At 50.0% G+C, this 22373-nt stretch carries 20 protein-coding genes and 1 pseudogene; 18 read left to right on the top strand and 3 right to left on the bottom strand.

All coding sequences use genetic code 11. The features are described 5' to 3' along the window. Positions 1 to 254: 254 nt before the first annotated feature. From A3842_RS30415 to A3842_RS30405, 3 genes are read left to right on the top strand one after another with little or no spacing between them, the layout of a single operon-like run. Positions 255 to 1649, top strand: a complete 1395-nt coding sequence (locus A3842_RS30415; RefSeq protein ID WP_074103811.1) for an ammonium transporter — start codon at positions 255 to 257, stop codon at positions 1647 to 1649. 36 nt (positions 1650 to 1685) lie between these two features. Then, positions 1686 to 2768 (top strand): DUF294 nucleotidyltransferase-like domain-containing protein, encoded by a 1083-nt coding sequence (locus tag A3842_RS30410; protein ID WP_178382027.1) that lies wholly within the window; start codon positions 1686 to 1688, stop codon positions 2766 to 2768. After that, positions 2765 to 3514, top strand: a complete 750-nt coding sequence (locus A3842_RS30405) for an exonuclease domain-containing protein (RefSeq protein WP_074086110.1) — start codon at positions 2765 to 2767, stop codon at positions 3512 to 3514. Before A3842_RS30410 ends, A3842_RS30405 begins: the two co-directional genes overlap by 4 nt. Here A3842_RS30405 and A3842_RS30400 read toward each other — a convergent pair. Further along, positions 3501 to 3971, bottom strand: coding sequence for a M67 family metallopeptidase (locus tag A3842_RS30400; protein WP_074103810.1), 471 nt, complete (start codon positions 3969 to 3971; stop codon positions 3501 to 3503). The two genes, A3842_RS30405 and A3842_RS30400, sit on opposite strands and share 14 nt — an antisense overlap. 148 nt (positions 3972 to 4119) lie before the next feature. On the opposite strand from A3842_RS30400, the gene A3842_RS30395 reads away from it, so the two are divergent. After that, positions 4120 to 4680 (top strand): TlpA family protein disulfide reductase, encoded by a 561-nt coding sequence (locus A3842_RS30395; protein ID WP_074103809.1) that lies wholly within the window; start codon positions 4120 to 4122, stop codon positions 4678 to 4680. Positions 4681 to 4782: 102 nt separating this feature from the next. On the opposite strand, the gene cimA is transcribed toward A3842_RS30395, so the two are convergent. Then, positions 4783 to 6402: a citramalate synthase gene (gene cimA, locus A3842_RS30390; RefSeq protein ID WP_074103808.1), complete on the bottom strand. Its 1620-nt coding sequence runs from the start codon at positions 6400 to 6402 to the stop codon at positions 4783 to 4785. Between the two features lie 275 nt (positions 6403 to 6677). On the opposite strand from cimA, the gene A3842_RS30385 reads away from it, so the two are divergent. From A3842_RS30385 to A3842_RS30375, 3 genes are all read left to right on the top strand, one after another. Further along, positions 6678 to 7970, top strand: a complete 1293-nt coding sequence (locus A3842_RS30385; RefSeq protein WP_074103814.1) for a DNA polymerase IV — start codon at positions 6678 to 6680, stop codon at positions 7968 to 7970. 159 nt (positions 7971 to 8129) lie between these two features. Continuing rightward, positions 8130 to 8372, top strand: coding sequence for a ferredoxin (locus tag A3842_RS30380; protein ID WP_074086114.1), 243 nt, complete (start codon positions 8130 to 8132; stop codon positions 8370 to 8372). Between the two features lie 194 nt (positions 8373 to 8566). Then, positions 8567 to 10003: a L,D-transpeptidase gene (locus A3842_RS30375; protein ID WP_074103807.1), complete on the top strand. Its 1437-nt coding sequence runs from the start codon at positions 8567 to 8569 to the stop codon at positions 10001 to 10003. On the opposite strand, the gene A3842_RS32795 is transcribed toward A3842_RS30375, so the two are convergent. Further along, complete coding sequence (locus tag A3842_RS32795; protein ID WP_167374753.1) at positions 10000 to 10137, bottom strand: hypothetical protein; 138 nt, start codon at positions 10135 to 10137, stop codon at positions 10000 to 10002. The genes A3842_RS30375 and A3842_RS32795 overlap by 4 nt on opposite strands. Positions 10138 to 10348: 211 nt before the next feature. Here A3842_RS32795 and A3842_RS30370 point away from each other — a divergent pair, with 211 nt between their 5' ends. The 11 genes and pseudogenes from A3842_RS30370 to A3842_RS33820 form a co-directional block, all read left to right on the top strand. Beyond that, positions 10349 to 11443: a quinone-dependent dihydroorotate dehydrogenase gene (locus A3842_RS30370; protein WP_074103813.1), complete on the top strand. Its 1095-nt coding sequence runs from the start codon at positions 10349 to 10351 to the stop codon at positions 11441 to 11443. A 28-nt stretch (positions 11444 to 11471) separates the two neighbouring features. After that, positions 11472 to 12284 carry a GTP diphosphokinase gene (gene yjbM / locus A3842_RS30365; RefSeq protein WP_074086116.1) on the top strand — a complete coding sequence of 271 codons (813 nt, stop codon included), beginning with the start codon at positions 11472 to 11474 and terminating at the stop codon, positions 12282 to 12284. Continuing rightward, the gene (locus tag A3842_RS30360) at positions 12250 to 12738 is read left to right on the top strand and encodes a DUF309 domain-containing protein (protein WP_305953407.1); all 489 of its coding nucleotides are present in this window, start codon (positions 12250 to 12252) and stop codon (positions 12736 to 12738) included. Before yjbM ends, A3842_RS30360 begins: the two co-directional genes overlap by 35 nt. Positions 12739 to 12799: 61 nt before the next feature. Continuing rightward, positions 12800 to 14347 (top strand): RsmB/NOP family class I SAM-dependent RNA methyltransferase, encoded by a 1548-nt coding sequence (locus A3842_RS30355; RefSeq protein ID WP_074103805.1) that lies wholly within the window; start codon positions 12800 to 12802, stop codon positions 14345 to 14347. Positions 14348 to 14350: 3 nt separating this feature from the next. Beyond that, positions 14351 to 15115, top strand: coding sequence for a pseudouridine synthase (locus A3842_RS30350; RefSeq protein WP_074103804.1), 765 nt, complete (start codon positions 14351 to 14353; stop codon positions 15113 to 15115). Between the two features lie 108 nt (positions 15116 to 15223). After that, on the top strand, positions 15224 to 16021 hold the full coding sequence (locus A3842_RS30345; protein ID WP_074103803.1) for a Cof-type HAD-IIB family hydrolase: 798 nt from the start codon (positions 15224 to 15226) through the stop codon (positions 16019 to 16021). Between the two features lie 246 nt (positions 16022 to 16267). Then, positions 16268 to 20407 carry an HNH endonuclease gene (locus A3842_RS30340; protein ID WP_256701940.1) on the top strand — a complete coding sequence of 1380 codons (4140 nt, stop codon included), beginning with the start codon at positions 16268 to 16270 and terminating at the stop codon, positions 20405 to 20407. Between the two features lie 2 nt (positions 20408 to 20409). Further along, on the top strand, positions 20410 to 20874 hold the full coding sequence (locus A3842_RS30335) for a hypothetical protein (protein WP_074103812.1): 465 nt from the start codon (positions 20410 to 20412) through the stop codon (positions 20872 to 20874). A gap of 358 nt (positions 20875 to 21232) precedes the next feature. Next, positions 21233 to 21448, top strand: coding sequence for a hypothetical protein (locus tag A3842_RS33540; protein ID WP_074103802.1), 216 nt, complete (start codon positions 21233 to 21235; stop codon positions 21446 to 21448). Then, a complete protein-coding gene (locus A3842_RS33535; protein WP_074103801.1) occupies positions 21445 to 21756 on the top strand; it encodes a hypothetical protein in 312 nt (103 codons plus the stop codon). The genes A3842_RS33540 and A3842_RS33535 overlap by 4 nt, the downstream gene beginning before the upstream one ends. A gap of 222 nt (positions 21757 to 21978) precedes the next feature. After that, positions 21979 to 22242 (top strand): annotated as a pseudogene (locus tag A3842_RS33820) (SMI1/KNR4 family protein); the annotation flags it as partial. Positions 22243 to 22373: the final 131 nt, after the last annotated feature.

Raw genomic sequence — 22373 nt, 5'->3', positions numbered from 1 at the left:
CATATAAATGAATTCAAATATATTGGTTTCCATGTATCCGCTATCATGTTACGTCTCATAAGAAGCTGGGGAATTCTGCGGCTTATCCGAAAGATATAGAGGGGATGCAGTTCGTTGGGGAAAACAGGAGCTTCCATAAATTAAATAAAGCATTCAAAAAAATAGTCTTGTCAATTTACCTGACTTCTGATTATAATGACATTAAGAGTTTCACGCTTTGTTAGAAAATATAACATTGGGGAGTGGGGTAAAGAATGAGAAAAAAGATGATAGTGATGTTTTTGGCCATGATTACATTGATGGCCTATCCGGTTAGCGCATTCGCGGCTAGCGGCCCGACAGCGCCGGATTTGCAAATCGGATTGGATACAGTATTTACTTTCCTGGCCTTCATTCTGGTATTCTTTATGCAAGCGGGATTTGCAATGCTTGAAGCCGGTTCAGTACGGATGAAGAACGCCGGTCATGTTGCCGGCAAAACGGTACTGACACTTGCAATTGCAAGCTTGTGTTTCTGGGCTATCGGTTTTGGTCTTGGATTTGGTAACGGCAATGGTTTTTTCGGGACTACAGGTTTCCTGTACGGTGGGGATACCCAAGGGGCTTCATTTGATTCCCTCGCCTTCTCCGATGTAACCCTAAATGTTAAGTTCCTCTTCCAAATGGCTTTTGCGGCAGTCTCCTTGGCTATCGTATCCGGTGGTATGGCCGAACGGGCAAAACTTAGCGTATACATTGTTTTCGGAATATTGTTCTCTATCGTGATTTATCCGGTTGTTGCCCACTGGGTATGGGGCGGCGGCTGGTTGTCAGAACTGGGAATGCAGGACTATGCAGGTTCGACAGTTGTCCATCTTACAGGTGCAACGGCTGCAGTAGTAGCAACCATCTTGCTTAAGCCACGTCTTGGCAAGTTTAATAAAGAAGGTAAACCTGTTATCATTCCTGGTCATAATCAGGTATTTACTGTACTTGGTGTAATCATCCTCTGGTTTGGCTGGTTCGGATTCAATCCAGGTAGTGCGTTGTCCCCTATGGGCGGTTTCTTCGGACATGTGGCTTTGACAACTAACATCGCAGCTGCAGCAGGCGGTCTGGCTGCACTAATCGCATCCTGGTTGTACTTTGGAAAATCGGATATTCCGGCAATGCTGAACGGGGTTCTGGCTGCGCTGGTTGCTATCACTGGTGCTTGTGCATATGTAGAGCCTTGGGCTGCTATCCTGATTGGCTTTATCGCTGGAGCATTTACATTCATGACTTCACAGTGGCTGGAGCGTGCTGGACTTGATGATCCTATCTATGCCTTCTCCGTACACGGTATTGCAGGGATGTGGGGGGCGGTTTCCACGGGGTTGTTCGCAGCACCTGATCTGATCACTAAAGGAGCACTTGTAGGTAAGGCTGGTTTGTTCTACGGTGGAGGATTCCACCAGTTGGGAGTCCAGATTCTCGGCGTAGCGGGTACGTTCATATTCGTAGCTGTAATGTCCTTCATCATTCTGTATGTAATGAAGATGGCTATCGGACTTCGTGTTACTGAGGAAGAAGAATTGATGGGTCTAGATATCAGTGAGCATGGTACTTACGGTTATCCGGAACAAATGAAATTGATCGCAGAATCAGAATCCAAACCCCTTAAATCTTAAATAACTTATCACTTTACTTGTTGGGAGGCGGACCGTGTGGATTCGATGGAGATGGCAGATTGGAACGAAGATAAAAGTTATTTGTCCATCGTAACAGCCGGTTCGCCGCAGGAGCTTAAGGCAAGGCGTACCGCTTGTCAAAAAGTGTTGCTGGAGCAGTTAAACGTTATTCCGATTGAGGAATGGATGTCCCGGGTCAATGATATGCATGACCGGATTGCCGGGACAGCAGTCAACATATGTGAGGCGCAGATGAAGGAGGCGGGCTACGGCCCGCCTCCCTGTGCCTATTCCTTTATTGTATTCGGCAGTGCCGGCAGACAGGAAGCTACAATGTGGAGTGATCAGGATAACGGGCTAATTGTTGAAGGTGAGCCGGATGGACTTAAGAAAAGTTATTTTGAAGCTTTCGGTGTGATGTTATCTAATCTGCTTGAGGAAGTTGGCTATGAGAAATGCGACGGGAAAGTCATGTGCTCCGAATCCTTGTGGCGCAAGACTCTGCCTGAATGGAAACAGCAGCTGGAAGGCTGGATGAACCAGCTTGAGTGGGAGCCGATCCGTTATCTCATTATCGCTTCAGATATGCGCCATGTGGCCGGGAGTATTGCATTGTCTAAGGAGTGGCGTGAAGCCTTCCATGCCGGATTTGTGAATAACATGAAGCTGTCTACCGCTGTGCTTCGCAATACAGTCCGTCATAAGGCAACGCTTAATTTACTGGGGCAGGTACTTACAGAGCGTTTTGGTGATTATGCCGGCGGCTTTGATGTTAAGTATGGTGTCTATATTCCTTTGGTCAATATCGTCAGGCACTTGTCGCTGCTGCATGGTGTGTGGGACAGTTCAACACTGAAGCGGCTGGAGCATCTGGCAGAGCTGGGGAAGTACGAGCATCTGGAAGAAATCCGGCGGGCTTTTTTGACTGCTCTGCGCATGCGTGTGAATACCCCTTTTACAGTTCAGGATGGATTATTATCCAGCAGTGATTATATTGCTGAGAATGATCTGAAGAACAAGCAGTTCATGTCCGCGCTTCGGGAAAGCCTGCTGCTGGTCAGGCGCCTCCACAAGGCCCTGCAGCGTCAGCTACGGTCAGCGGAAAGGAGGCAGTCATGAAGGAGCCGAACAAAGGCGGAGGGTTCTGGAACAACCTGAGACAGGGCGGAATGCCATCCGCCATCGCGTCCATAAGGGGCGGGGAAACGGCACAGCAAACTGCGCAGCAAATGGCCTTTATCAGATCTCTTATGCGTGAGAAGCGGCGCCCTGAAGTACTGCATACCCCGCTCTCTGAATTAGAAACGGTAATCTTTGATCTGGAAACGACAGGCTTTTCCCATCAGCATGGTGATGAGATTCTGTCTTTTGGCGCCATTAAGGTCGTGGGGGAAGAAATCAAGGAAGAGGAATGCTTCTACACGCTGGTGAATTGCCAAACCACGATTCCGGAGGATATTACGAAGCTAACCGGGATCTCGGAAGAGATGACTTCCAAAGCACCTTCACTGATCGATGGACTGCATAATTTCATGTCTTTTGTAGGGCAGCGGGTACTGGTCGCGCATGGAAGCAATCATGATAAATCATTTTTGAATGCGGCTCTGTGGAAAACATCAAAGGTTCAGCTAACCCACAGAGTGCTGGATACGATGATGCTGGCCCGCTGGCTGGAACCTCACCGTAGCAATTACACACTGGATGAGCTGCTTGCCATCCATGACATTCCAATTCAGGGCCGTCACCATGCGCTGGAGGATGCCAAAATGACGGCAAAGCTATGGGTAAGCTATATGCGGGAGATTTCACAGAAGAAACAGGTAGAGACTTTAGGGGATCTATACTCCTATCTCAGCAGAGCATGACAGGAGATTGCAGCAGCTTATAGATTAGCTGACCGGAGGGTTTCGGCTGCCGGAGGATTTGAAACCCGTGCAAGCACATAGGTTCCCCGCTCTCCGGACCAGGAGAACCAATCAGATAGATCTGAAATTCTGGCCCTAGTGAAGGCAGTCCTTGAATATCTGCGCTGGACGGCCAAGGTGCGGTATGCGGATGGGAATGAAACAAGCCAACAGGTGCCGGCTCAAGATAAAGTGCTCTAATCCATTCTTTCGGATCAGGGACAAAAGTATGCAGCGGGTCAGGCGCTACGTTGCGCAGAGGCAGATACCTGTCAATGCGCATGCCCCCCGCTGCGGCAGTACCCAGCAGTACACCGCATGCTTCATGCGGATAACAGGACAGCAAGTGCTTCCCCAGCGCCTGCTGTACGGATGTATTCAGCTTAATCGGCTGGATATTTCCCTGGAATGCTGTCACTTGTTCACCCCTCTCTCTTCATTGGATTTCGTCATCGACGGAATCCTCTTTTTTTGTTCTATTTTTTGCAGATCATGAATGGTTTGAAACTATGGACATTGGGGGTACAATAGGAGAAAACCATCTCACTTGCAAAGGACAAACAACTATGAAAGCAATAAACAAACGAAATATAACGGTGCTGGCCGTCATTGTTTTTTTAGTCTTTCTGGCGGTGGAGCGAACCACGAAATCTGAGCCGGAAGCAGTCCCGGCGATTCAGCAAAGCTCTGAACCGGAAAGTGGAATGAATGCCGGGCTGTTGGCCCCGGAGTTTTCCCTCCAGGAAGGCGGTAAAAGCTATACTATAGGCGGCCCACGGGATAAAGCAGTGCTGCTGAATTTCTGGGCTTCCTGGTGCGATCCCTGCCAGCAGGAGGCACCGACACTGAATGCATTGGCGCTAAAATACAAAAATGTCCTCGATGTATATGGGATCAATGTGACCAGCCAGGATTACAAGCCCAATGCGGAGCGTTTTGTCCGAAAATATATGCTGGCTTTCCCCGTTATGTATGACCTGAAGGGCGAGGTATTCGACAAATATAAAGGGATGGTATTCCCTACAAATGTGCTTGTAGACAAAAACGGAGTCATCTCCGAGGTAATCCTGGGGTTTCTATCTCCGGAAGAGCTTGAAAAGAAAATCATCACCCTTACCGGTTCCTGAACAGGCAGCTAGCGGTTAGGTGGCAAAGCCCCTCTGCAATGCGGGATATTCCCGGCTGCGAGGGGCTTTGTCTTGACCGGACCATAAAAATGCTTGGCTCAACTAGTGATTCACGAGTCCTCTGGGCGCCTGGTTTGCTTCGGTTTCATTCTGCAGGGAGATCTGCCCCAGAAGCGCATAGCGCATACTGTCCACCAACGCTTCCCAGCTGGCTTCAATCACATTGCTGGATACCCCGACGGTGCTCCAGGTGTTATTGAAATCCTTGGACTCAATCAGTACACGAACCTTTGCAGCTGTCTGATCCTTCTCGTCAAGCACACGTACCTTGTAGTCTGAGAGATGCATGTCTTTGAGCTGAGGGAAGTAGGTCAGTAGAGCCTTACGCAATGCGTTGTCCAGTGCGTTAACTGGACCGTTACCCTCAGCAGCGGTATAGAGGCTCTCACCGCCGACTCTGAGCTTGACAAAGGCCTCGGAGACAACGGGGTGATCAGCTGTCTTCTCCACAAGCATCTTGAAGGATTCAAAGGTGAACAGTTCGTTTACCTCTCCGGTGGCTTCGCGCAGGAGTAGTTCCAAGGAAGCATCGGCACCTTCGAACTGGTACCCCTGATGCTCCAGAGTTTTGATTTTGTCGATCACCTTGCGGGCTTGCTCGCTGCTTGGATCCAGGCTGAGGCCCATATCCTGTGCCTTGGACAGAACATTACTCTGACCCGCAAGCTCGGAGACGAGCACCCGCTGCTTGTTGCCTACCAGTTCGGGGGCAATATGCTCGTAAGTGCGGGAATCCCGCAGGATTGCCGATACATGGATGCCGCCTTTGTGCGCAAATGCAGCGTTGCCTACATATGGCTGATTTACAGGCAGATTCACATTGGCAACCTCACTGATAAAGTGGGCGGTATTCGTGAGCTGGGGCAAGGAATCACCAGGGATGCAGGGATACCCCATTTTGAGCTGCAGAGTAGGAATAACCGAGCAGAGGTTGGCGTTTCCGCAGCGTTCGCCGTAACCGTTGATCGTTCCCTGTACCTGCCGCGCACCTGCACTGATGGCGCTGAGTGTATTTGCGACGGCGAGTTCGCAGTCGTTATGGGTATGAATCCCAAGTGAAGCACCAGGGAGCTTAAGGGCCATACCGGAGACCATTTCCTGAATTTCATTCGGAAGTGTTCCGCCATTCGTATCGCACATTACCAGCCAGTCTGCACCGGCTTCACGTGCCGTTGTCAGGACGGCAGAAGCATATTCGGGATTGTTCTTATAACCGTCGAAAAAGTGTTCTGCATCGAAGATGACCTCCAGGCCTTTACGTTTCAGATAGGCAATAGACTCACCGATCATGGCGAGATTCTCTTCCAGAGTGGTCTGCAGGGCTGTGTGAACATGGAAGTCCCAGGTCTTGCCGACCAGGGTGGCTGCCGGAACACCGGCATTAATCATTCTCTGCAGGTTGTCATCCTGTTCAGTAATGGAATTCTTGCGCCGGGTGCTGCCGAATGCAGTGATTTTGGCATTCAAGTGCAGTTCCTTGACTCTTTTGAAAAACTCAATGTCCTTGTTGTTGCTCCCCGGGATGCCACCTTCAATATAATGAACACCCAGATCATCGAGTTTCTTGGCAATTTTCAGCTTGTCATCCGCCGACAGACTGATGCCTTCACCTTGGGTGCCGTCACGCAACGTCGTATCGAAGATGGAAATGGACTTAGACATGAGAGTCCTCCTAAAAGTTTTGTGAGCAGTACTTCTGAAACGGCTTCATACAACACTCGCTTCATTAGCAGATGCCTTAAGTTTGAGCATTTGATTAGGTTTGGTGGGCCATAATAATATACGTTTTAGGTAAATGAATTTTTATATTATAGCATTTTTACGCGGGAATGTAACAAAGAACTTTACAGGAGCTCTGTGTCCGGTTGACCTTGCGCCGGGAGAAGAGGTATGCTGAATTTGACAATGGAAACCCTGAAGATAAGAAGGTAGATATTGTGCAGAATGTGGATCACTATTATCCGGCAAGCGGCAGAGTTATTCTGCATGTGGATATGAATGCTTTTTACTGCTCTGTGCATGAGGCAGAAGACCCTGAACAATACAAAGGAAAAGCAACGGCCGTTGCCGGCAGTGTAGAGCTCCGCAGGGGGATCATCGTTACCTGTTCCTATGCTGCGCGCAGACTTGGAATTTCAACGGGTATGCAGGTACAGAAGGCACTGCGCATTTGTCCTTCGCTTCTATTAATTAAGCCGGATTTTCATCTCTACCGCAAGTACTCCAACGCTTTTATGCAGATTGCATATAGTTATACTCCACTCCTGGAAGCTGTCTCGATCGATGAATGTTATCTCGATATTACCGGTTCACGTCAATTCGGTACGCCTTTAGATATAGCCGAAGCAATTCAGCGGCGAGTTATGGAGGAGCTTGGGCTGCCATGCTCTATCGGTATTGCCCCGAACAAACTGCTGGCCAAGATTGCATCCGATCTGAAGAAGCCCAGCGGCATTTCTGTGCTGCGGCTGCGTGATGTGCCGAGTGTTTTGTGGGATAAGCCCTGCAATGAAATGTTCGGTATTGGGGGCAAGACGGCAGAGAAGCTGCGTAAACTTGGAATTTACAGCATCGGTCAACTCGCGGCAGCAGAAGAGCGGATGCTTGTTGAGCATTTTGGAGTGATGGGTTCATGGCTGAAGCGGGCGGGGAATGGAATTGATTACGGCGTTGTGAACCCGGAACGGGAGCAGAGCAAGTCCATCGGGCACACTACAACACTTCCGAGTGATGTTGTCGGATTGGCTGAAGCGCGGCCGATTCTGCTGAATCTGAGCGACCAGGTGGCGAGGCGGCTGCGGAAGCAGGGACTGGTAGCATCAGGGGTGCAGCTCACGATCCGCACGCCGGATATGAAGACGATCACCCGATCACGCCAGCTGGAGACGCCTACGGAGAGCGCCGAGGATATTTATAAGACAGCCTGCGACCAGTTCGCCCGGCACTGGAAAGGTGACAAGCCTGTGCGGCTGCTGGGAGTCACACTGCATGGACTGACCGCTAAGGAGGATTCTGCAATTCAGCTGGATTTGTTCGATTACCAGCGGCAGCCGAAGAAAGAATCGCTTAACCAAACGATGGACATGCTGCGTAACAAGTTCGGCGAGAATGCAGTACTAACGGCAGGGATGCTCAGCGACAGTCATTCAGCGCGTCTGCGTAACCACAAGGAGCGGGGGACTTCCCTGCAGAAGGACAATCTTCATAAAGTAGACCCTGCTGAGGAGTGATCCGGGCCAACTTCTAACGTCCGATTGGCGTTCCTCATGAAACGGTGAAAATGGAAATGTGCTGAAATTTCATTGATATTGTTTTCTATTTATATTAATATGAGAAAAATAACAGGCTGCTACAGTAGTCTGTATTGTTCAACGGGAGGCAGAGATAAAATGGCTAAATACACTTGGGTCGAAAAAGATACTTGCATCGCATGTGGTGCTTGTGGCGCGACGGCCCCTGATATTTTTGATTACGATGACGAAGGCCTGGCAGAAGTGATCTACGAAAACGACGGCAACCACGGGGTAACCGCGATTCCTGATGATTTGTTCGATGATCTGCAGGATTCTGCTGACGGATGTCCAACGGACTCCATCAAAATTGCAGACGTGCCTTTTAATAAAGAGGGCTAAAGTCCTACGGGTTATTCGTATCTGCGCAAAAGATAAGGATCAGAGCTAAGGTTCACCTTGCTGCTGATCCTTATTATTCCAGAAAGACATCTTTTTGCCGTTATAAATGCGGCTGGGGATGTCTTTTTTTAATACTTCGGCCGATATAAAATATAAAGATTGATTGAAGTACTTCACAATTCGCGGAGGCCCCGATGAAAAACTCGCAGCATCTCAAAGCATATGTTCAACTGCATCCTGAAAACAAGATGGCATGGTACTTGCTTGGTAAGGAATATTATAAGAACGGCCAGCAGGGGAAGGCCAACTATTGCTTCAACCAGGCGGGTGAAGTATATGAAGCCTTTGAGCATAGTAAGGTACCGGCGGATATGCTCCGTGAATATGAGGAAGGTCTTCTCAGGGAGGGCCGGCAGCGGCGCGAATCCAGGCTGCGGATGCGCCGGACATTCCTTGCGCTGATGCTGTTTCTGCTCGTGGTGATCCCCTCAGCGCTGGCCCCTGTGGCAAGTACGGACGAATCCGGAGAGCCAGCCTCGGCTGCTGTTACCGGTAACCTGAAAGAGCCGGCGGTTGCGGAACCGTCAGAGGATGCAACTGAAACTTCAGCTCAGCCGGCCATGGCTTTTACGGCAGCAGGTGAAGACATGGCCTCGGCGGGCCAGGCATTGGTGAAGATTATGCAGAGCCGGAAGGCTCCTTCCGAAACAGCAGTTCTTGCTATGAAAAAGTCGGGACGCTGGCTGGTCTGGAAGAGTAACCTGCCTCTTGTGGCTACGGTCGAGAAGAACAAGCAAGGGAAGACTGTATACCAGTCTTATGATCCGGCAGCCTGTGCCTGTGTACCGCCGGAAGCTGGCGGGCTGAAGAAGCAGGCAGCAATATGGCAGGATAAGCAGGAAGAGTTGGCGGCACTTTGGAGCGCTATCCGATCTTATCAGAACAGTAAGGGTACGTTGCCAAAATCGTTAAAGGAGCTGGCCAAACCTTTTCCGGGGAATTATCTCGGGGGGACGACGCCGCTCATGAAGCAGGAATTCAGTGCGCTTCGGGGAGCATTAAATTCGCAGATGCCCCAATCCTCAGCAGGTACAGCTTCACCTGTGCCAACGACGGGAGTGGGTGAAGAAGCAGGGAATCTGGGTGCCAAGACTGGTAAAAGCAAAGAGACGCAGCAGCCCTTTTTTAGCAGTCCGCTGAAAATTATCGTGGATAAACAAAATCACCGTCTGGCAGTAACCAGCGGCAGTGTCATTCTGCGGAACTATGAGGTTGGGCTTGGGGGGAACAGGACACCTGAAGGAGAATTTGCGATTACGGATAAGGTGGTCAATCCGAACGGGCATAGCAATGGGGAGTTTGGCAGCCGCGGTATGCAGCTTTCGGACACAAATTATGCCATACACGGCACAAATGAGCCGGACAGTATCGGCAAGGATGAGTCACTGGGCTGTATCCGTATGAAACGCGGGGATGTGGAGGAGCTGTTCGCAATGGTACCGATGGGGACGAAGGTCCAGATTAGTAAAGGGGTTCTGCCTGACGGACTGCTGTTGCCTGAGGAAAGTTTCCCTTCCGGCACACCGCTAGATCAGACCAACCCCAACAAAGTCTACCATTGGCTGAATTAGTTTCCTGCAACAATAAATAGAACAACAATTAGAAGAACCAGCAGCACCAGACTAACACTGATCCATAGTATGGCTTTGCGGTTGACTTCTTCTTTTTTTTGCTGCAGTGTTGGAGGTTTGCGTTTTGTAGACATATTGGGCATCCTTCTTTCTCTATTTATCATTGATTACCCTTACATTGTAATGCGTTTACAACAAAATTACTATACTCTGCATTTCGTTCGGAAACTCCGCCCGGTAAAAAACTTTTCTTTTCCCCCGGAAACAGCTAAAATTAAGAAGAAACCTACAGAATCGGGGAGTCACCTGACCTACTTAAGGGTTCCCTTTGAAGGAGCGAGAACGGTGCTGTATCGACATTTAGGCAAACCTATTTTTTTTAAAATGGACCCGGAGAAAGCGCACCATCTCGTCATTAGCGGACTGAACAAATCAGATCTGGTGCCCGGTGGCAATAGCGCGATGCGTCTTATGTACGGCGTTCCCGAGACCGCCGATCTTGCAGTGGATTTATTCGGCCAGCATTTCCCGACTCCAGTGGGACTTGCGGCAGGATTGGATAAGAATGCTGAGGCTGTGGGAGGATTTTCTTCCATTGGCTTTGGATTTATGGAAGTGGGCACGGTAACACCGAAAGGACAGCCTGGAAACGACAGTCCGCGGTTATTCCGGCTGCTGCCTGACGAAGCGCTGATCAACCGTATGGGCTTCAACAATGAAGGTGCTGATGCGATGGCACGACGGCTCAAGGCGCTGGGGAAACGAAGAATTCCGGTCGCGGTGAATATCGGGCGTAACAAAACAACGCCTAATGAGTCGGCACATGAGGATTACCGCCAGTGTATCCGTACGCTATATCCGTACGGTGATTTTTTTGTGGTCAATATCAGCTCGCCGAATACGCCGGACCTGCGCAGTCTTCAGCATGGCAGCGAGCTGTCTAATCTTCTTGCCCAGGTTAAGGAGGAGATGGAGCTTCAGCACAAACAGAGCGGCATTTCCAAAAGCCTGCTGGTCAAGATCGCGCCAGATGTCAGCGACGGCGAACTGGAATATATGGTACATACAATCGCTGACGCCGGAATGGACGGTGTGATTGCCACCAACACCACACTCAGCCGGGAAGGGCTTAAGAGTGACAAGGCAGGAGAGACAGGTGGCCTCAGCGGCAAGCCGCTGCGTGACCGCTCCACGGAAATTATCAGCAGGATTTACCGCCAGACAGGAGGTAAGCTGCCGATCATTGGTTCGGGCGGTATTTTTACCGGCCAGGACGCATATGACAAGATCCGGGCAGGCGCGAGTCTGGTCGAAATTTATACAGCTCTCATCTATGAAGGACCGGAGGTTAACCGCAGAGTGCATGCCGGATTACGGAAGCTGCTGCGGCAGGACGGATTCTCTCATATCCTAGAAGCAGTGGGCGCTGATCATCACTGAAGGATGAATGGACAGGAGGACGAAGGCGATGGACGTCAGGGACTGGGGAACATTTTTACTTCCATATGAACAAACTGTGGAGGAATTGAAGGTTAAATTCAAAACAATGCGTTCGGAGCTCAAGAAAAGAGAAGAGTATACACCGATCGAGTTCGTAACCGGGCGCGTCAAGCGGCTGTCAAGTATACTGGAGAAAGCCAAACGCTTAAATGTAAAAATGGAGGATTTGGAAACAGGGATTGAGGATATTGCCGGCATTCGCATCATGTGCCAGTTCGTGGAGGATATCCGCAGAGTGGCCGAATATATCCGCGCCCGCAAGGATCTTGAGGTTCTTTACGAGAAGGATTACATCACGAACTATAAGGAAAGCGGCTACCGCAGTTTCCATATGATCATTAAATATCCGGTGCAGACAGCCCTGGGGCAAAAGATCGTGCTCGCCGAGATTCAGATCCGCACGCTCGCTATGAACTTCTGGGCAACCATTGAGCATTCCCTGAATTACAAATACCGGGAAAGCCTGCCTGATGAAATGCGGCTGCGCCTGAAGACGGCTGCGGAAGCCGCGTCTATACTGGACAGTGAAATGTCCAGTATCCGTGAAGAAATTCTGGAGGCGCAGAAAACCTTCGAGGAAAATTCGAATACAACGACCCAGCTTCTGAAAGCCATACATCAGTTGTACTTCTACCATCTGGTGAATGAAGCCATTGAAAGCCAGGAACGCTTCAATCAGATCTGGCAGGCGCAGGATATGGAAGCGATGAAGGACCTGCTGGAACATGTGCGCGAGCTGTTGTCGAATGCCAAAAAGGACAGTCTGCCGGATGGCTTATGAACCGCTGTACCTGGCTTTCCTGGTCTACTTCAACCGGGACAGGGATTATTTTGAATGTCATGAGGTGCTTGAAGAGCTCTGGCTGGCCAGGGAACGTGATCCGCTGTACAAGGCTCTGCTGCAGACTGCAGTAGGACTGTATCATTTCCGGAACAACAATGTGCGCGGCGGCTTAATGATGCTGAACCGGTCGCATGAGGTGCTCCAGCAGTATCCTGGGGATACCCTGGGAATCAATCTTACGAAGCTGGTCCGTGAAGTTGAAGATTATGCCCGTAAGCTGGACTCCTATGCGGACCAGCCGTTTGAATATTATGATCTCACGATTGAGCTGATTGACCCGATTCTGGTAGAAGAAGTGACCGCTGCAGGTAAAGAGATTGTACCCAATCATCCACAGCGCCGTGGTCCTCAGAGACCACTAACTTCCTACCGCGCGAATAGGGAATTCTGAATAGCAAGACTACCACAGGAGCACCCGCAGGGGTGTTCCTTGATTATTGGAGGACGGCATCATGGCAGTGCAATTGCCCGGCACTTTTATGCAGCGCATGAAGGAAATGCTGGGACCGGAGTATGAGCAATTTGCAGAGTCGTACAAGGAGACTCCTTATGGCGGCATTCGTGCCAACACATTAAAAATATCGGTGGAGGAACTGCGCACGCTCTCTTCCTTCAAACTTGCTCCAATTCCCTGGTGCCCAGCCGGGTTCTATACAGAAGAAGGGGCGAGACCCGGCAAACATCCGTATTACCATGCGGGACTGTACTATATTCAGGAGCCAAGTGCGATGGCTCCGGTAGAGCTGCTCGGCGTACAACCAGGCGATTATGTGCTTGATTTATGTGCCGCGCCAGGAGGTAAATCTACGCAGATTGCGGCCAAGCTGAAGGGTGAAGGGCTTCTCATCAGCAACGATCTCCACCCGGAGCGGACCAAGGCCCTGGCTAAGAACCTGGAGCTGTACGGTGTCCGCAACGGAATCGTATTGAATGAAAGTCCGGAACGGATTGCTGCGGCTTTTCCTGTTTTTTTTGACCGTATTCTGATCGATGCGCCTTGCTCGGGTGAAGGCATGTTCCGCAAGGATGAAGATATGGTCAAGCAGTGGGAGCCTGAAACGCCGTTGAAGTATGCTGCTATGCAGAGGGACATTCTGAATTCAGCCGTAAAAGCGCTGAAGCCGGGGGGAACCGTGGTGTATTCCACATGTACCTTTGCCACGGAGGAGAACGAAGGTACGATCAGTGAGTTTTTGGATACTCATCCTGAGTTTTCGCTTGTTACTGTAGGCGGAACAGGTTCCTTTGCACCTGGACTTCAAGGGTTGTCCGGAGCTGCCCGGCTGTGGCCGCATAAGGTCAAAGGCGAGGGGCATTTTATGGCTGTACTGCGCCATGACGGAAGTCCCCGTTCTCCAGAGGAGACTGCATCCGATCCGGGACAGGCTGTTGCGGAAAGAACACTTTCCGTCTCTTCGCGGAACAATGGAGTCAAGGGTGAGGCCACTGCCAGAGCTGGTTCTGCCCGACAGGTAAGCGGACGGGGTGGCAAAGGGGGGCGAACCTCCGGCAAGTCCGGCGGTACTTCGCCTGGACGCCAGTCTGAAGGCGGGGGAGAAGAGGCCGCAAGAGCTGCGTATTCCCTATTTACCGAAGACCAGCTAGGCTGGCAGCCATCCGGATTTCCGGTGCTGTTCGGTGACCATTTGTATCTCTCACCGCTGCCCAAGGCTGCACTTAACGGCCTAAAGACGATTCGTCCCGGCTGGTATGCGGGTCATATCCGCAGCGGCAGATTTATTCCCGGACATCCGCTCGCTACCGCTCTGCATCCCGCCGAAAGTATCCGCAGCCTCTCATTATCCAGTGGGAGCGGTGAAGCGGTCTCCTATCTGAAAGGGGAAACATTGTCTATCCCCGAGGAACGCTTAACGGTAGGGCCTGGCAATTCCGCCAAAGGTTACGTGCTTGTCTGTGTCGACGGGTACAGCGCTGGCTGGGGGAAATGGCAGGACGGTATGCTGAAGAATGAATATCCCGCAGGCTGGAGGTGGACGTAAAGGATGAGTGCATCAGGAAATGCTGCCAAAAAACAGCGGATTGATAAAGTGTTGTCCCATATGGGCAAAGGTTCACGCAGTGATATCCGCAAACAGGCGAAGCAAGGGCTGATTACCGTGAATGGCGCCGTTATTAAGGATAGCGGTTATCATGTTGATCCCTACACGGACAGAATCCAGGTGAGTGGAGAACCTGTAATTTACCGTGAATTCATCTATCTGATGATGAATAAGCCGCCTGGCGTATTGTCAGCCACAGAAGACAAACGGGACCGGACAGTGCTGGATCTGCTTAAGCAGGAATATGCACAGTTTGAGCCTTTTCCGGTCGGAAGACTGGATAAGGATACGGTAGGGTTGCTGCTGCTGACCAATGATGGGCAACTGGCCCATGAGCTGCTCTCGCCCCGCAAGCATGTCCCGAAAACCTATGAGGCTACGGTCGAGGGTGAGGTGGATGTTGCAGATGTGGCAGCTTTTGCCGCAGGTGTTGAGCTTGAGGACGGCTATTTGACTTTGCCTGCACAGCTTACCATTCTGGGAAGGGAACGCGGAAGCAAAACCCTCTCCCAAATTTCACTGACCATTACAGAGGGGAAGTTTCATCAGGTGAAGCGGATGTTTCTGGCGGTAGGCAAAAAGGTGATTTTCTTGAAGCGGGTCTCCATGGGCGGGCTGAAGCTGGATGAGCAACTGGCACCCGGGGCTTGCCGGGAGTTGACTGCTGAAGAACTGGCGCTGCTTGGCGGCGGGGAAGCGGAAACTTAAGAGAATCAGTGGAGGTTTTATCCACGGTTGATTAAATTAACAGTCCCTGTTAACGGATGTAATATACAATGGTTTGATATAGATAAAGACGAACAAGGATGGTGGGGTATGAAATACAAGCTGATTGCGCTGGATGTAGACGGCACGCTCCTGAATGACGATCACCAGTTGAGCTCTGAAAATAAGGAGGCTATCGCTGAAGTGACAAGGGAGGGCGGGCTGATTGTCCTGTGTACAGGGCGCAGCCCGCAGAATTCGATTCCTTTAATGGAAGAGATGGGACTGGTCGGGTATGTCCTGGGACATAATGGAGCGGCGACGGTGCGTGTAGAAGACCGCGAGGTACTGCATATCTATGGACTGGATGCCCGCGGTCTGGACCCGTATATAGAGTACTGCCGTGCCCATAATATTCATTATGATGTGAATACTGCCTTTGACATGTATGTAGATAATGTCGCTAATCTGACCTCGGAAGCTAATCATATGTATGAGCATTTTCGGGTGACACCAGCGACGCTCCCGGCCTGGGAGGATTTTCGCGAACCGGTTGTCAAGTTTACGGTCTTCACCAAAGCGGATATTCTAGATGAAGCTCAGCGGGAATGGAGCACTTGGACACAGCAGTATAATATTGTGCGCAGCGGGGAGTTTTTCGTAGATTTAATGCATCCGGAAGCCTCCAAGGGCAATGCGTTAATGAATCTGGCTATACATTTGGGTATAGCTCAAGAGGATGTTCTGTCCATCGGGAATTATTATAATGATATTTCCATGCTTACATACGCCGGACTTGGTATTGCCATGGATAACTCACCGCTTGAGGTTAAGGCGGCTGCAGATGTAATTACGGGAACTAATAATAATAATGGCGTGCGCGATGCACTTGTGAAGTACTGCTTGTAGTAATAGTAATCATCATAGGATAGGATTCAGAAGAGTATAGAGTAGAGTGCTTAACGGCTCTGTTTTATGCTCTTTTTTTGTTGTTTAGAAAAAGTAACTGTTATCCTGCCTGGCTTTAAACATTGGTACTGTTGCGTATTGTGTTGATGAGAGGCGGAATAGATTAATTTCTCAACCCGGCTGTAAAAAACGCTATGGATTTTACTTAATCTATAGAACCGATTTTTTACAGAAGGGGGAATCCGCTTGCAGACCCATGCAACCGTAAGCAAGGAAAAAGAGAAAACATCGGGTAGCCATCAACCATATAGCAATTCATTGGCTTTTGTGAAGCCAGCAGCAACCAAGCTGCCGGACCCGGTGGAGATCATCAGGCGTATCCGGCAGAATCCGGCTTCCTTAAGCCGGGAAGACAAGCTGGCGCTCCAGCGTACCCTGGGCAACCGGGCCGTGGTTCAGTTGTTATCCCGTTTGAAGGATAGCAAGGAAAGTAAGCAGACAAATGAGGCGGGAGCGGCAAAGCGGGGTGAGCAAGGGGAGGGCGAGCAAGAGAAAGGGTTTGCAGGGAATACCCAGGCCGAACAGGAACCTGCTCTATCGGCACCGGTTCAAGAGGCACCTTCTGCCACCATGGAGCCGTCAGTAAGTGAGCAGAAGCAGCCTCAGGAGCAGAAACTGGAACGGGTACAAAGCGAGGTACAACAAGTCAGCGCTCAGACTGAACCGAAGGCTCAGCAGAATGAACAGTCCGGGAATAAGGCAAAGAGCAACTTTGCATTCCAAAAGTGGGGCAAACCCCGGGCGAAGAGTTTTCCTTCCGCCACTGAAGAGAACAAGGGGAAAACAGATGGAGGACAGCTGGACGGAAAAGTGAAGGCAGCCGCTCCGCAGCCAGCCGAAGGAGAAGCAACGGGTTCGAAGGCTAACGAGACTGGGAAAGAACAGCCGGTGGAAGCTAAGGACACCAAGGACGCCAAGGACGGCAAAGAGTCAAAGGATGGCAAAGATTCCAGGGCGGAAATGGAATCGCAGTCGGGAAAGGAAGCGAAGGAAGCTCCGGGGGAACCTGCGCCCAAGGGAACAGCGAAGGAACCTTCACTCGGAGATGCTCTAGGGGCTTTAGCAGGGGAGGGTAAGGAAGCACCCGCCAAGGTCAAGAAGGTGAACATTCACGGCGAAGATCCGGGACAAGTCCTCGATCAGCTGACCCGGATTCAGCCAACAGAGATGGGAGACGCCTATGCCCAGGCGGTGGATGGTTCCGCAGAGGCTTTTGCTAAGCAGAAGCTGAAGACCCGGCAGGGGCTGCCGGCCATTCCAGCCCCGACAGGGCTGAAAGGCAAAGTCTTTCAAGCCCGGAAAAAGCCAGCGCCACTGAAACACTCCGCACCGGAGGGGTATAAGAGCGAGCGCACCGGCGGGACCACGACTACGGGGAACCTGGAGCGAATGAACATCGGATCTTCCGGATCGGAAGGTAACCCTGAGGCTATGTTGGGCGAAATCCGTTCCGCTGTGGCTCAGCCGCCGGGCATCAGCATGACCGGCGAGGCGGATCCATCCCAGATCGAAGGCTTCAATCAGGAGGCCTCCCAGCAGGTAGGAGCAGCCAAGCAGGCGGAGATAGGCCAGATCCACACTCCGTTTGGTGAGAATGACATCTATCCCGAACCGGACGGTTCTACGCTGAAGGCTTCCACAGAGCTGCAAGGCGGCAACGCGCCCGGAGCCAAGAAGCTCCCCGCACTGGGAGTGCCTGCGGACATGACTGCCGGACTCAATCGCAGCCTTGCCCCAGAAATGAAGAAGCAGCTTGGCACCAAGCAGGCTGAATATAGCAAAGAAAAAGCGAAATTCGACAGCAAGGTGCTGATCTCCAAAGCAGACAGCCATGCGCAAATCCAGCAGGCGGAAGCTGATGCCAAGAACAAGCAACTCAGCCAGCAGGCCGGGGCCAAGGCGGAAGTCGACAACCTGCGCGGCGAATGGAAAAACGAGCTGGATGCAGCCGAAGCCGACTATGCCGGACAGGCAGGAGCGGCCGCGCAGCAGAAAAAGGGCGAGATCAACAGCATCCGGACCGAAAAAGAACGCGAAGCGCAGAAAAAGCAGACCGAAGCGGAACGGGAAGCCACCCAAGCCTACAGCAAAGCCAAGAAGGATGCGGACGGCAAACATGCAGAGGAAAAGGCCAAGGAAGAAAAGAAAGGCGGCTTCCTCGGCTGGGTGAAGGACAAGCTCGAAGCGGTGGTTGAGGTCGTTAAGAAGGCCGTCAACTTTATTTTCGAAGGCCTTCGCAAAGCGGTGAAGTTCATTTTTGAAAAAGCCAAACAAGCCGTGCTGGGCATTATCGAACTGGGCCGCAAACTGATCACCACCCTGATCAAAGGCCTGGGTACGCTGCTCAAAAAACTGGTCTCCGTGGTGTTTGCCAAATTCCCGGGCATCGCCGCCAAAATATGCAGTAAAATTGACGGCGTCGTCAACAAGGCCGTGAAGGCCGTCAACCAGCTGGCGCAGAAGCTCAAAACCAAAGTCACACAGGTCATGGACTTCCTGGCCGCGAAGGTGGATCAGGCGCTGGCTGCGGTGCAGAACTTCTACACCCAGTTAATCTCAACCCTGGGCAACCTGCTCATTGCTACATTTCTCGATGTGCTCGCACGGATTGGTGCGCTCGGCAAGGCGGCGAAGCGTTCGCTCAGCCATTTGGAAGGCAAGATGTGGGAGTATCTGCTCGGAGTAGACATCTCCAAGCCGATGGGAGCAGGGACGGCAGAAGGCGGAGCAGCAGAGCATACGCAGGACACCGGTCAGCCTCAAGCGGACGAGAAGCTCACCGCAGACGACATCGAAATGGAGTCGGTCGAAGCGGGTGAGATGGACCCGGCGCTGGTACAGGAAGCGAACCTCAAGGACGGGGAGAGCAAGCAGCTGTCAGGCAGCCGCGATCCGGCCACCATGGACAGCATCATGGCGGAATTCGATACCGGAAAGGCGGATCAAAGCCTGGGTGGCAAAATAGCTGACGGCGCGAAACTTCGTGCGGGCAATGCGAAAATGCTGTTTGACCAGATTAAATCATATGTAATAAAATGGATGAAGAGTAATGGATTGAAGCTTTTGGCTGCCATTGCAGGCATCTTGGTTGGCGTGGTGGCTGCGGAGATCATCACAGGCGGGGCCATCACGGCTGCACTCCCGATGATCATCAACCTGATCACGGTGTATCTGCAAGCGGATGCGATTAAATCCGTCGCCCAGACCCTAGTCCAAGCCTCGGGCTACATTGGTACCTACCTGAGCCAGGGCTGGCAGAAGATGATCGAGCCGGCTGCCATTGCGCTGGCAACCGCACTGGCAATGGGACTCGTGGAGCTGGCGATGGAGCTTGGCTTCAAAGCGATCGGCAAAGGGCTGAACAAAGCCGGACAAGCCGTGAAGAAAGGCGTTGGAGCTGCAGCTTCAGGTGCTAAGGTTGTAGCGGGTGCAGGAGTCAAGGGTATCAAGAGCTTGCTGAAAACCGGAGCCAAGCTCGCTTCCAAGAGCGGCAGCATGATCATACGCAATGGCAAAATCGTGATCAAGAGCCTGCAAAAGGGGCTTATGAAGGGGGCCAAAAAGCTCCAGGGTCTGGTGGACCGGATTCTGCAGAAGTTTAAGTTCAAACGGTTCAAGCTGGAGCGCAAGGGTAAGCATATCCGTCTGTATGGCGAGGTTAATCCTTGGGTGCTGCTGATTGACGGGGAACTTCGGGACATCAAGGAACAGAATCTCGAAAAGGAATTAAAGAAACTAGAACTCGATGGCAAGAAGCCGATCAAGCTTAGCGATGCGGAACATAGTAAACTCAATAAGCTAGAAGATATAGAGCGTATTAAGATCTCTAAGAATGCAGATGGAGATAAAAGTAAGATTCATTTTAATAGCGTTGAGGGAACGGGTGAAACTGCACCTACGAAGAAAACCATTCCGGATTGGATTAAAGAGCGATGGGAAGCCGGAAATAAGTTTAATAAGGAAAATCGTCCTCGTTACCCCTATAATGAAGTAGAGTTGGAAGCAAAAGAAGCGGGGGGCAAAAAGTACGTAGTTGACTCTTATGTTCCCAATAAGCAAATAGTATCGAGAAAGTTTACCCAACTAAGTGAAGTTAAAGAAAGTACGGCTATAGGCTATTTGAAAGAACTTACCCAAAAATATTCTTCCGGTTCAAAAATATCGAATGGTGCTTTTACTCCAAATGCTCTTAAAGGCGGACAACTTAAAGGTCAATTGATACTGGAAGTGCCTATGCAAAACAAACCAATTCCACAAACAATTCTTGATGAAGCAACGAAAAACAGGATCCTTATTAAGGATATAAATGGGAAGGTGTATAATTGATTATGAAAATTTATTATTGTGATGAATGGTCGGACATCAAAAAAAAGCCTTGGAACCTTTTTGATGAACATACAGCATTTTTATATCATCAAAATAAACAATCATATACTGCAGTGATAACTGAAGACGAAAAAACCAAGTATATAGTAAATGTGACAAGTGATTGGGTTTCGGTGGGTTTTTATGATGAAGTGATTCGCAAGTATTTAAACTATGATTTTGAAGTACTGGGTAATGGCAAACTTTTTTTAAGGACAGTCATGTTTTGGGAGTATGAAGAAGATACCGACAAGGAAGAAAGTAGTTTGATTTTTGGCTATCAAGAAGATGGCTATATAGCGATGGAAAAAAGAGATTTTAAGACTGGCTCAGTTGAGGAACGTGAGACTAGAGATAGCCTAGAAAAAAACTGGGATGTATTCCCTGAGTTTGGTCACTACCTTCACTTGTGCAAAGAGGAAAGGTAGCCTGTAAGGGGTGCCTAGTTCCTAATAAACCCACAATTCAACCAATAACACGAATAACTTTGTAATATCCGTATAATGATTTTTTTACTTTGTTTGTGCGCACATCAATGCTTTTATTTATAACCTAAATAACGCTATTCCCTTACATTAAACGGGTTGATTATGGTCAGAGACCACCATGATTAACCTGTTTTTTGTTACCTTTGTTATCTGCTGTTTTTTAAAAGTTACTCGCAACTATATAGTTACTATATAACAATATTGATACTGAGAAGGTGAAAATCTCATCTTTAAGATGGATACCACGATAACTATAGTAAAAGTGTTATGCGAAGAATAGGACTTTATCCGTATCACGTTGCATCTGCAAGCAGATGCAATTAAATCCGTCGCCCAGACCATAATCCAAGCTTCGGGCTACATTGGCACCTACCTGAGCCAGGGCTGGCAGAAGATGATCGAGCCTGCCGCCATTACGCTGGCAACCGCACTGGCAATGGGGCTTGTGGAACTGACGATGGAGCTTGGCTTCAAGGCAATCGGCAAGGGCAGAACAAAGCCGGACAAGCCGTGAAGAAAGGCGTTGGAGCTGCAGCCACTGGTGCGAAGACCGTAGCGGGTGCAGGAGTCAAGGGCATCAAGAGCTTGCTGAAATCTAGAGCCAAGCTTGCATCCAAGAGCGGCAGCATGATTATCCGTAATGGCAAAATCGTGATCAAGAGCCTGCAAAAAGGGCTTATGAAGGGGGCCAAAAAGCTCCAGGGTCTGGTGGACCGGATTCTGGAGAAGTTCAAGTTCAAGCGGCTCAAGCTGGAGCGCAAGAAAGATCACGTTCTACTCTACGGAGAAGTTAATCCGTGGGTGTTGCTGGGTAATGGCTGAATTAAAAAAAAGACGATATTGAGGGTGAAAAGGCTGGAATAACTACTCAGGCTGAGTATGACAAAATCAAGAGTCTGAAGCCTTCTGAGAGAAGAGAAGTTTATAACAATGCAGTAGATAGATGAACCACCTGAAGGTTATGGATGGCACCATGTCGAGGATGGAGAGACCATCAAGAATTTACCCGTAGTGGAGGAGTTTGAATAACCTCTCTCGGAACAGTACAGAAGTTTATTACGCGAATATAACGGGAGACGCCCTATACCGAAAATGTTCAAAATATCGGATGAACAGGGACCAGATATAGTGAGGATTTTTGAAGATAGACTCCCTATAGGATTTGTTCCAATTGGTAGTGATCCTGGTGGCAATGTGCTCTGTATTGGAACGGATGATGAGTTTACAGGTAAAATTTATTTCAGGGATCATCAAAAGAAAAGGCCGATGTGGTCAATAACGTTTTCTTTGAATAATCTACAAGATTAAGCTTTATGTGGGCCCATTTATATTGCTTTTACATAAAATCCCTTGAGGAGAATGTCAATTGTCCTTCAAGGGATTTTTTTATGCTTCATTCCTGTTATTTAGACTTTTTATGACAAAATGCATCATTACTT

Origin of the sequence: Paenibacillus sp. P3E (assembly GCF_001909045.1) — a bacterium.
In the GTDB taxonomy this organism is placed as follows: domain Bacteria; phylum Bacillota; class Bacilli; order Paenibacillales; family Paenibacillaceae; genus Paenibacillus_AQ; species Paenibacillus_AQ helianthi.
This window is presented reverse-complemented; position numbering and strand designations above follow the sequence as displayed.